This is a genomic window from Variovorax sp. Soil_C_39 (genome assembly GCF_057656815.1).
In genome coordinates this window covers 40,479-52,036 of record NZ_JBDGJQ010000008.1, presented here as the reverse complement: position 1 = coordinate 52,036, position 11,558 = coordinate 40,479, and the positions used below count along the sequence as shown (strand labels likewise).

Here is an 11,558-nt window from a genome sequence, read left to right as displayed (position 1 = left end):
CATGCACCTGGCGACACCCCATGCTGATGAGCCTGGCCCAATGGCTGCAGACGATCTCGCCCGAATTCGGGTTCCTGCGCATCTTCCAGTACCTGACGTTCCGCGCGCTCATGGCGGCGCTGACCGCGTTGGTGGTCGGCCTGGTGGCCGGCCCCTTCGTGATCCGGCGCCTCACCGCGCTCAAGATCGGCCAGCCGGTGCGCGGCTACGGCATGGAGACGCACCTCACCAAGAGCGGCACGCCCACCATGGGCGGCGTGCTGGTGCTGTTCGCGATTGCCTTCGCCACGCTGCTGTGGTTCGACCTCTCGAACCGCTTCGTCTGGATCGTGCTGTGGGTCACGATGGGCTTCGGCGCCATTGGCTGGGTCGACGACTGGCGCAAGGTGGTGCGCAAGGACCCCGAGGGCATGCGCTCGCGCGAGAAGTACTTCTGGCAGTCGGTGGTCGGCCTGTTCGCGGGCATCTACCTGCTGTTCAGCATTTCGGAAAGCTCCAACTGGCGCGTGCTGCAGCTGTTCTTCGCCTGGGTGCAGTCGGGCTTCGCGCTCGACTTTCCGCCCAAGATCAACCTGCTCGTGCCCTTCTTCAAGGAAGTGAGCTACCCCCTCGGCGGCATCGGTTTCGTGATCCTCACCTACCTGGTGATCGTGGGCGCGAGCAATGCGGTCAACCTGACCGACGGCCTCGACGGGCTCGCAATCATGCCGGTGGTGATGGTCGGCTCGGCCTTGGGCGTGTTCGCCTATGTCACCGGCAGCGCGGTCTATTCGAAGTACCTGCTGTTTCCGAGCATCCCGGGCTCGGGCGAGCTGCTGGTGTTCTGCTCGGCCATGGCGGGCGCGGGCCTCGCGTTCCTCTGGTTCAACACCCATCCGGCGCAGGTCTTCATGGGCGACGTGGGCGCGCTGGCACTCGGCGGCGCGCTCGGCACCATCGCGGTCATCGTGCGCCAGGAGATCGTGTTCTTCGTGATGGGCGGCATCTTCGTGGTCGAGGCGATCTCGGTGATGGCGCAGGTCGCCTACTTCAAATACACCAAGAAGCGCTTCGGCGAAGGCCGCCGCGTGCTCAAGATGGCGCCGCTGCACCATCACTTCGAGAAGAGCGGATGGCGCGAGACGCAGGTGGTGGTGCGGTTCTGGATCATCACTATGCTGCTGTGCCTCGTGGGCCTTTCCACGCTGAAGCTGCGCTGAGCACAGACATAGACAGATGCGGCACCTGAAAGACCTCCCCGTCCTGATCCTCGGCCTCGGCGCGTCCGGGCTTGCGATGGCGCGCTGGTGCGCGCGCCACGGCGGCGTCGTGACCGTGGCCGATACGCGCGAAGCGCCGCCGGCGCTCGCTGCGCTGAAGGCCGAACTGCCCGATGTGGCTTTCGTCGGTGGGCCGTTCTCGGCTGCACTGATCGACGGCACGCCGATCAGTGCGGTGTACCGCTCGCCGGGCCTGGCGCCCGCAACCATCGCGCCGGTGCTCGATGCGGCAAGGGCCGTGGGCCTCGCCGTCGGCGGCGAGCTCGACCTGTTCGCGCGCGCGCTGCAGGACCTGCGCACGATCGAGCTGGCCGTGCCCGAGGTGGAGCCGCAAGCCGATGGCGCGCCGCCGATCGAGGTGCCGCCCGAAGTGGCCGCGGCGCAGATCGAGATCGCACTCGAGGCCGCAGCGCCGGAAGCCGCGTCCGAGCAGCCCGAGGCTGCCGCGCTGACCGAAGCCGAACCCGACGCCGAACCGCCCGCCGAGGTACAGCCCGAGACGGCGGTTCCCGCGCTCGCCGAGACGATGCCGCGCGATCCCTCGCTGAGCATTCCCGTTGAACCGCCCGAACAACCGGCGGCCGAGATGCCCGAGGCGCCTCCTGCTGCCACTGCGCCGCCGCCGGCCACCGGCAGGGCCTACGTGCCAACAGCCGCCAAGGAAGCCGCCGAATTCGTCGCGAAGCTCGCCGAATTCGCCGCCGCCAACCCGGCATCGGCCGCGGTCGAGGAAGAGCCGACGCCGCAGTTGCCGCTGGTGCCCATCGAGGAGCCGCCTGCGCCCAAGGGCTACACGCCCGCGGTGCTCGCGGTCACCGGCACCAACGGCAAGACCACCGTCACAGCGCTCACTGGGCAACTGGTCGAGCGCGCGGGCCGGACCGTGGCCGTGGCCGGCAACATCGGCCCGACGCTGCTCGACACGCTGAGCGCGCACATCGATGCCGAGACGCTGCCCGACGTGTGGGTGCTCGAGCTCTCGAGCTTCCAGCTCGACGGCGTGCAGGATTTCGAGCCCACGGCGGCGACGGTGCTCAACCTCACGCAGGACCACCTCGACTGGCATGGCGACATGAAGGCCTATGCCGGCGCCAAGGCGCGCATCTTCGGCGCGAAGGGCCTGATGATCCTCAACCGCGACGACGAAGGCGTGATGGCGATGCTGCCCGCGCCCGTGAAGGCGAAGCTGCAGCGCCCGCAGGTGCGCACGCACGTGACCTTCGGCGCGGGAATGCCGCAGCGCCCCGGCGACTACGGCATCGAGCGGCTCAACGGGATGACCTGGTTGGTGCGTGCGCTCGAGGCCGACGAGACGCAGAAGCGCAAGCGCGGCGCGGTGGTCGAGGAAGAAATCTTCGTGCAGCGCCTGATGCCGGCCGACGCGCTGCGCATCCGCGGTCGCCACAACGCACTGAATGCGCTTGCCGCGCTCGCGCTCGCGAGTGCGGCAGGCTGCCCGCTCGGGCCGATGCTCTACGGCCTGCGCGAATACCGTGGTGAGCCGCATCGCGTGGAGCCGATCGCGCTGGTCGAGGACGTCGAGTACTTCGACGACAGCAAGGGCACCAACGTCGGCGCCACCGTGGCCGCGCTGAGCGGCCTCGGCGAAGAGCGGCGCGTGGTGGCCATTCTCGGTGGCGAGGGCAAGGGGCAGGATTTCGAGCCGCTCGCGGCGCCGGTCGCCCAATACGCGCGTGCCGTGGTGCTCATCGGCCGCGACGCGCCGCTGATCGCCGAGGCGCTGGCGTCGACCGGCGTGTCGCTGATGCAGGCCGGCTCGATGCAAGAGGCCGTGAAGCTCGCCGCCGCGCGCGCCAACCCCGGCGATGCCGTGCTGCTGTCGCCGGCCTGTGCCAGCTTCGACATGTTCCGCGACTACGCGCACCGCGCCGAGGTGTTCCGCGAGGCCGTCGAGGCACTCGCCGACGGCATGCCGGCCAACGACGACGCCGGCTTTCCGGCTGGAGACCCCGCATGACCGCCCCCGCCGCCGGCGCCACGCCCAACGCAGGCACCAGCCGTTTCGGTGGCTGGTTCCGGCGCGCGCGCACCGGCATCGATTCGCTGCCGGTGCACCTGCCGGTGCGCCTCGGTGGCGCCGGCATCGCGCAGACCAAGGCGGTGCCGGTGCGCGTGATGGGCTTCGACCAGGCGCTGGTCTGGGTCATCGTGGCGCTGCTCACCTGGGGCCTGGTGATGGTGTATTCGGCCTCCATCGCGCTGCCGGACAACCCGCGCTTCGTGCGCGCGGGCTATGGCCCGGCGTACTTCCTCACGCGCCATGCGGCCTCGGTCACGCTGGCGTGCATCGCGGCGCTGCTGGCCTTCCAGGTGCCGATGAAGACCTGGGAGCGCGCTGCGCCATGGCTCTTCGTGGCCTCGCTGCTGCTGCTGGTGGCGGTGCTCATTCCGCACATCGGCATCAACGTGAACGGCGCGCGGCGCTGGCTGCCGCTGGGCTTCATGCGCTTCCAGCCTTCCGAACTCGCCAAGCTCGCCATGGTGCTCTATGCCGCCAGCTACATGGTGCGCAAGATGGAGATCAAGGAGCGCTTCTTCCGCGCCGTGCTGCCGATGGGCATCGCCGTGGTGGTAGTCGGCATGCTCGTGATGGCCGAGCCGGACATGGGCGCCTTCATGGTGATCGCGGTGATCGCGATGGGCATCCTGTTCCTGGGCGGCGTGAATGCGCGCATGTTCTTCCTGATCGCGGCGCTCGTGGTCGTGGCTTTCGGCACTATCGTCGCGTCGAGCCCGTGGCGCCGCGAACGGATCTTCGCCTACCTCGATCCATGGAGCGAAGAGCACGCGCTGGGCAAGGGCTACCAGCTCTCGCATTCGCTGATCGCCATCGGGCGCGGCGAGATCTTCGGCGTGGGCCTGGGCGGCAGCGTCGAGAAGCTGCACTGGCTGCCCGAGGCGCACACCGACTTCCTGCTCGCCGTGATCGGCGAGGAGTTCGGCCTGGTCGGCGTGCTGCTGATCATCGGCCTGTTCCTCTGGCTCACGCGCCGCATCATGCACATCGGCCGCCAGTCGATCGCGCTCGACCGCGTGTTCTCGGGCCTCGTGGCACAGGGCGTGGGCGTGTGGATCGGCTTCCAGGCGTTCATCAACATGGGCGTGAATTTGGGCGCGCTGCCGACCAAGGGTCTGACCCTGCCGCTGATGAGCTTCGGCGGCTCGGCGATCCTGATGAACATGGCGGCGCTGGCGATCGTCTTGCGGATCGACTATGAAAACCGCGTTCTCATGCGCGGAGGCCGCGTATGAGAACGCGGTTTCGCCAAAACCGAGTCAGCGCGAAGCGCTGCGGCGCGGCAGCGCCGTTGATGCGCGGAGGCCGCGTATGACGCGCACCGCACTCGTCATGGCCGGCGGTACCGGCGGCCACATCTTCCCGGGGCTGGCGGTGGCCGAGGCGCTGCGCGAGCGCGGCTGGCGCGTGCACTGGCTCGGCGCGCCGGGCAGCATGGAAGAACGGCTGGTGCCGCCGCGCGGCTTCGTCTTCGAGCCGGTGCAGTTCGGCGGTGTGCGCGGCAAGGGTCCGCTCACGCTGTTCCTGCTGCCGCTCAAGCTGCTGCGTGCGTTCTGGCAGAGCTTCGGCGTGGTGCGCCGCGTGAAGCCCGACGTGGTGGTGGGCCTGGGCGGCTACATCACCTTTCCGGGCGGCATGATGGGCGTGCTGCTCAACAAGCCGCTGGTGCTGCACGAGCAGAACTCGGTCGCGGGTCTTGCCAACAAGGTGCTGGCGGGCGTGGCCGACCGGGTGTTCACGGCCTTTCCCGACGTGCTCAAGAAGGCGCAGTGGATCGGCAACCCGCTGCGCGGGGCCTTCACCTCGCAGCCCGAGCCGGCCGCGCGCTTCGCAGGCCGCAGCGGCCCGCTGAAGCTGCTGGTGGTCGGCGGCAGCCTCGGCGCCAAGGCGCTGAATGCGGTCGTGCCGAAGGCGCTCGCGCGCATCGAGCCCGGCACGCGACCGCGCGTGCTGCACCAGAGCGGCGCCAAGCAGATCGACGAACTGCGCGCCAACTACGCCGCGGCCGGCGTCGAAGGCGAACTCACGCCGTTCATCGAAGACACCGCACAGGCCTATGCCGACGCCGACATCATCGTCGCGCGCGCCGGGGCCAGCACGGTCACCGAAATCGCGGCCGTCGGCGCAGCAGCGCTGTTCGTGCCTTTCCCCTCGGCGGTCGACGACCACCAGACCACCAACGCGCGTTTCCTCGTCGACGCGGGCGGCGGCTGGCTGGTGCAGCAGACCGACCTCACACCTGAATTGCTGGCTGACTTGCTACAGAAGACACAACGAACCGAACTGATCGATCGCGCCCAGAAAGCCAAGAGCATGCGAAAGACCGAGGCCGTCGAAGCGATGGTCCGCGCCTGCGAGGAGCTCGCGAAATGAAGCACGCCATTCGCCACATCCACTTCGTCGGCATCGGCGGCTCGGGCATGAGCGGCATCGCCGAGGTGCTGCTGAACCTGGGCTACACGATCACGGGTTCCGACCTCGCCGACAGCGCCACGCTGCGCCGGCTCGCGGGGCTGGGCATCGGCACCTTCGTTGGCCACGCGGCCGCGCACATCGACGGCGCTGATGCGGTGGTGACCTCGACCGCGGTGCAGTCCGACAACCCCGAGGTGCTGGCCGCGCGCGAGAAGCGCATTCCGGTGGTGCCGCGCGCGCTCATGCTCGCCGAGCTGATGCGCCTGAAGCAGGGCATCGCGATCGCCGGCACGCACGGCAAGACGACCACGACCAGCCTGGTGGCGAGCGTGCTCGAGGCCGCGGGGCTCGACCCGACTTTCGTGATCGGCGGGCGGCTCAACAGCGCCGGTGCCAACGCACAGCTCGGCAGCGGCGACTACATCGTGGTGGAAGCCGACGAGTCGGACGCCTCGTTCCTGAACCTGCTGCCGGTGATGGCAGTGGTCACGAACATCGACGCCGACCACATGGAGACCTACGGGCACGATTTCGCGAACCTCAAGAAGGCCTTCGTCGACTTCCTGCACCGCATGCCGTTCTACGGCGTGGCGATCCTGTGCACCGACGATCCTGCGGTGCGCGACATCGTGGCCGAAGTGACCTGCCCGGTCACCAGCTACGGCTTCGGCGAGGATGCGCAGGTGCGCGCGGTCGACGTGCGCGCGGTCGGGGGCCAGATGCACTTCACGGCCCAGCGGCGCAACGGCGTCACGCTGCCCGACCTGCCCATCGTGCTGAACCTGCCGGGCGAGCACAACGTGCGCAATGCACTCTCGGTGATCGCAGTGGCGGTCGAGCTCGGCATTCCCGACGAAGCGGTGCAGCGAGGCCTCTCGGGCTTCAAGGGCGTGGGGCGCCGCTTCCAGAGCTATGGCGACCTGGCCGTGCAGGGGCCGTCGGCGGGCAGCTTCACGCTGATCGACGACTACGGTCACCATCCGGTCGAGATGGCCGCCACGCTGGCGGCCGCGCGCGGCGCATTCCCGGGGCGCCGGCTGGTGCTGGCGTTCCAGCCGCACCGCTACACCCGAACGCGCGACTGCTTCGAAGATTTCGTCAAGGTCATCGGCAATGCCGACGCGGTGCTGCTCGGCGAGGTGTACGCCGCGGGCGAGGCGCCGATCGTGGCCGCCGACGGCCGCTCGCTGGCGCGCGCGCTGCGCGTGGCCGGCAAGGTGGAGCCGGTGTTCGTCGACGACATCGCGGCCATGCCCCAGGCCATTCTCGACAACGCCCGTGCCGGCGACGTGGTGCTGTGCATGGGCGCGGGTTCGATCGGCGCCGTGCCGGGCAAGGTGGCCGAGATGGCAACTGCGGCCGGGGCGCCGCCAACAGCGCGCACCGCGCGCGAGGGAGAGGCATCGTGAGCCTTCAGGATCCAGCGCAATTCGGCAAGGTGGCCGTGCTGTTCGGCGGCAGTTCTGCCGAGCGCGAAATCTCGCTGCTGTCGGGCCAGGGCGTGCTCGAGGCGCTGCGCGCACGCGGCGTCGATGCGCAGGCGTTCGACCCCGCCGAGCGCGATCTGGTCGAACTCCGGCGCGAGAACTTCGCGCGCTGCTTCATCGCGCTGCATGGCCGCCACGGCGAGGACGGCACGGTGCAGGGCGCGCTCGAGCTGCTCGGCATTCCCTACACCGGCTCCGGCGTGATGGCCTCGAGCGTGGCGATGGACAAGGTCATGACCAAGCGCATCTGGCAGGCCGACGGACTGCCGACGCCGAAGTACGTGCGCCTCGCATTCGACCAGCAGGGCCGCGAGCAGATTCGCGCGGTGCCCGACGTGCTGGGGTTGCCGCTCATCGTGAAGCCGCCCCGCGAGGGCTCGTCGATCGGCGTGACCAAGGTCGAGGGCTATTCCCAGATGCAGGACGCCGTGGCGCTGTCGGCCCGCTACGACGCCGACGTGCTGTGCGAGGAATTCATCGAGGGCGAGGAAGTGACCTGCGCCGTGCTCGGCAGCGGGCTCGATGCGCATGCACTGCCGGTGGTGCGCATCGCCGCACCCGAAGGCGCCTACGACTACCAGAACAAGTACTTCACCGACGACGTGAAATACCACTGCCCGAGCGGGCTGCCCGAAGCCGAAGAGCGCGAGATCCAGCGCATCACGCTGGCAGCCTACCGCACGCTCGGCTGCCGCGGCTGGGGCCGCGCCGACGTGATGATCCGCGCGAGCGACCGCAAGCCCTTCCTGCTCGAGATGAACACCTCGCCCGGCATGACCAGCCATTCGCTGGTGCCGATGTCGGCGCGTGCGTCGGGCATCGCCTACGAAGACCTGTGCGTGCGCGTGCTGGCTTCGGCCACGCTCGATGCGAGCGGGGGGAACCCGTAGCCATGGCAGACAGCATCCAGGCGCCCTTCGACGTCAAGCTCATGAACATCGTCTCGACCATTGCGTTCGCGGCGGTGGGTCTCATGCTGCTTGCCGCCGGCGCCTGGTGGGTGCTGCGCCAGCCGTTCTTCCCGATCGGCGGCATCAAGGTCGACGGCGACGTGACGCACAACAACGCGGTGACGTTGCGCGCCAACGTCGCGCCGCAGCTCTCGGGCAACTTCTTTACCGTCGACCTGTCGCGCGCGCGCACGGCCTTCGAGACGGTGCCGTGGGTCCGCAAGGCCGTGGTGCGGCGCGAGTTCCCCGATCGCCTGCGCGTGACCCTGACCGAGCAGGTGCCGGTGGGCACCTGGGGCGACGAGGCCGGGTCGAAGCTGATCAATGGCTTTGGCGAGGTGTTCGACGCCAACGTGGCCGAGGTCGACGAACGGCTGCCGCGGCTCGATGGACCGATCGAGCAGGCGGGGCAGGTGCTGGGCATGTACCGCGTGATCGCACCGCTGTTCGCGCCCTATGACGTCGGCGTGGCGGAACTCAGGCTGTCGAGCCGGGGCAGCTGGAAGGCGGTGCTCGACACCGGCGCGCAGATCGAGCTGGGGCGCGGCAATGCCGAGGAGGTCACGACCCGCGCGCAGCGCTTCCTGACGACCGTGACGCAGGTCGCGGCCCAATACCAGCGCACGCCGGCCGACGTCGAGGCGGCCGACCTGCGCCACAACGACGCGTATGCGCTGCGTCTGCGCGGAGTCACCACCGTCGTGGCCGACCCCAAGACGAAGAAGAAATAGACAGAGCGAATACCGAGGACATCATTCAATGCCCAAAGAATACAAAGACCTGGTTGTCGGACTCGACATCGGAACCGCCAAAGTGATGGTGGTCGTGGCCGAGGTGCTGGCCGGCGGCGAGCTCAAGCTCGCGGGGCTGGGCATTGCGCCCAGCAACGGGCTGAAGCGCGGCGTGGTGGTGAACATCGACGCCACGGTGCAGAGCATCCAGCAGGCGCTGAAGGAGGCCGAGTTCATGGCCGACTGCAAGATCAGCCGCGTCTACACCGGCATCACCGGCAGCCACATCCGCGGCATCAATTCGAGCGGCATGGTCGCGGTGAAGGACAAGGAGGTCACGCCGGCCGATGTGGCCCGCGTGGTCGAGACCGCGCGCGCCATCAACATCTCGAGCGACCAGCGCCTCCTGCTCGTGGAGCCGCAGGAGTTCGTGATCGACGGCCAGGACGTGAAGGAGCCGATCGGCATGAGCGGCATGCGGCTCGAGGCCAAGGTCCACATCGTGACCGGCGCGCAGAGCGCGGCCGAGAACATCATCAAGTGCGTGCGCCGCTGCGGCCTCGAGGTCGACCAGCTGATGCTGAACCCGCTGGCCTCGAGCCAGGCGGTGCTGACCGAAGACGAGCGCGAGCTCGGCGTGGTGCTGGTCGACATCGGCGCGGGCACCACCGACGTCGCGATCTTCACCAACGGCGCGATCCGCCACACGGCCGTGATCCCGATCGCGGGCGACCTGATCACGAGCGACATCGCGATGGCCCTGCGCACGCCGACCAAGGACGCGGAAGACATCAAGGTCGAGCACGGCTATGCCAAGCAGCTGCTTGCCGATCCCGACACGCAGGTCGAGGTGCCTGGCCTGGGCGACCGCGGACCGCGCATGCTGAGCAAGCAGGCGCTGGCCGGCGTGATCGAGCCGCGCATCGAGGAGATCTTCTCGCTCGTGCAGCAGGTGGTGCGCGAGTCGGGCTACGAAGAGGTGCTGTCTTCGGGCGTGGTGCTCACGGGCGGCAGCGCGGTGATGCCGGGCATGGTCGAACTCGGCGAGGACATCTTCCTGAAACCCGTGCGACGCGGCATCCCGAAGTACTCGAGCGCGCTGTCGGACATGGTCGCGCAGCCCCGCGCCGCCACCGTGATGGGCCTGCTCGAAGAAGCGCGCTTCGCACGCATGCGCGGCTTCAAGGTCGCGCAGAAGAACGGATCCGTAAAGACTGCGTTCGGACGTTTCAAGGACTTCATCGTGGGGAACTTCTGACCATGAACCACTCCCCACTCTGGCTCGCACGCGGAAGTCCGCCGTTGCATTTCAACGAGCGATGGCGGCGCACCGGTCCACCACCTCGACGACGGTCGCGTTGATCTCGTCAGGACACCAGAAAAAATTCACAGATACACAACGGCAACTGCAAATTCAAGGAGTTAGAAATGGCCATCGAAATGATCGAAGTCGAAGAATTCAACCAAGGCACTCAGATCAAGGTGATCGGTGTGGGCGGCGGCGGCGGCAATGCGGTCGCGCACATGATGGAGCGTGGCGTGCAGGGCGTTCAGTTCGTCTGCGCCAACACCGACGCGCAGGCGCTCCAGCGCAGCAACGCGCACAAGATCATCCAGCTCGGCGTCAGCGGCCTGGGTGCGGGCAGCAAGCCCGAGAAGGGCCGTGATGCGGCCGAGGCTGCGGTGGACGACATCCGCGCAGCCATCGACGGTGCGCACATGCTCTTCATCACGGCCGGCATGGGCGGCGGCACCGGCACCGGCGCAGCTCCCGTGATCGCGCGCGTCGCGAAGGAAATGGGCATCCTGACCGTCGGCGTCGTGACCAAGCCCTTCGACTGGGAGGGCGGGCGCCGCATGACCAACGCCGACACCGGCCTGGCCGAGCTCGAAGCGAACGTCGATTCGCTGATCGTGGTGCTCAACGAGAAGCTGCTCGACGTGCTGGGCGAGGACATCACGCAGGAAGAGGCCTTCGCGCATGCCAACGACGTGCTCAAGAACGCGGTCGGCGGCATCTCGGAAATCATCAACGAGTACGGCGGCGTGAACGTCGACTTCGAAGACGTTCGCACCGTGATGGGCGAACCGGGCAAGGCGATGATGGGCACGGCCGCCGCGGCCGGCCCGGACCGCGCGCGCATCGCTGCCGAGCAGGCCGTGGCCTGCCCGCTGCTCGAAGGCATCGACCTGTCGGGTGCCAAGGGCGTGCTGGTGCTGGTGACCGCATCGAAGGGTTCGCTCAAGCTCAACGAGTCCAAGCTCGCGATGAACACCATCCGCGCCTATGCCTCGCCGGACGCGCACGTCATCTACGGCGCCGCCTACGACGAAAGCCTGGGCGACCAGATGCGCGTGACCGTGGTGGCCACCGGCCTGTCGCGCGCCGACGCACGCCGCCAGGCACCGACGCTCGAAGTCATCCGCACCGGCACCGACAACATCCCGTTCAACGTGCCCACCGTGGGCGGCACGGGCCACGCCGGCATGGGCCAGCCGAACTACGACGGCATGGCCGTGCCGAGCGTCTGGCGCACCAACCGCACCATGGCCGCGGCCAAGGTGGACGCGCTCTCGTCGGGCGGCATGGACGATTTCGAGATCCCGGCCTTCCTGCGTCGCCAGGCCGACTGACAATGCCTCGCCCCTTCGGGGGCGAGCGCATACAACCTATGTCT

General features: G+C 68.5%; 9 protein-coding genes. All 9 read left to right on the top strand.

From position 1 onward, the window contains the following. Positions 1-20 precede the first annotated feature (20 nt). A complete protein-coding gene (mraY, locus tag AC3A6J_RS19885; RefSeq protein ID WP_487861707.1) occupies positions 21-1,199 on the top strand; it encodes a phospho-N-acetylmuramoyl-pentapeptide-transferase in 1,179 nt (392 codons plus the stop codon). 16 nt (positions 1,200-1,215) lie between these two features. Further along, positions 1,216-3,237 (top strand): UDP-N-acetylmuramoyl-L-alanine--D-glutamate ligase, encoded by a 2,022-nt coding sequence (gene murD / locus AC3A6J_RS19880; RefSeq protein WP_487861706.1) that lies wholly within the window; start codon positions 1,216-1,218, stop codon positions 3,235-3,237. Beyond that, positions 3,234-4,532 carry a putative lipid II flippase FtsW gene (gene ftsW / locus AC3A6J_RS19875; RefSeq protein WP_487861705.1) on the top strand — a complete coding sequence of 433 codons (1,299 nt, stop codon included), beginning with the start codon at positions 3,234-3,236 and terminating at the stop codon, positions 4,530-4,532. The genes murD and ftsW overlap by 4 nt, the downstream gene beginning before the upstream one ends. Before the next feature lie 76 nt (positions 4,533-4,608). Next, complete coding sequence (gene murG, locus AC3A6J_RS19870; RefSeq protein WP_487861704.1) at positions 4,609-5,670, top strand: undecaprenyldiphospho-muramoylpentapeptide beta-N-acetylglucosaminyltransferase; 1,062 nt, start codon at positions 4,609-4,611, stop codon at positions 5,668-5,670. Next, entirely contained in the window at positions 5,667-7,121 is a 1,455-nt protein-coding gene (gene murC / locus AC3A6J_RS19865; protein ID WP_487861703.1) for a UDP-N-acetylmuramate--L-alanine ligase, read from the top strand. Before murG ends, murC begins: the two co-directional genes overlap by 4 nt. Further along, complete coding sequence (locus AC3A6J_RS19860) at positions 7,118-8,089, top strand: D-alanine--D-alanine ligase (RefSeq protein WP_487861702.1); 972 nt, start codon at positions 7,118-7,120, stop codon at positions 8,087-8,089. Before murC ends, AC3A6J_RS19860 begins: the two co-directional genes overlap by 4 nt. Before the next feature lie 2 nt (positions 8,090-8,091). Beyond that, on the top strand, positions 8,092-8,880 hold the full coding sequence (locus AC3A6J_RS19855; RefSeq protein ID WP_487861701.1) for a cell division protein FtsQ/DivIB: 789 nt from the start codon (positions 8,092-8,094) through the stop codon (positions 8,878-8,880). 28 nt (positions 8,881-8,908) lie between these two features. Continuing rightward, a complete protein-coding gene (gene ftsA, locus AC3A6J_RS19850) occupies positions 8,909-10,138 on the top strand; it encodes a cell division protein FtsA (RefSeq protein ID WP_487861700.1) in 1,230 nt (409 codons plus the stop codon). Positions 10,139-10,308: 170 nt separating this feature from the next. Further along, complete coding sequence (ftsZ, locus tag AC3A6J_RS19845; protein ID WP_487861699.1) at positions 10,309-11,514, top strand: cell division protein FtsZ; 1,206 nt, start codon at positions 10,309-10,311, stop codon at positions 11,512-11,514. Positions 11,515-11,558 lie beyond the last annotated feature (44 nt).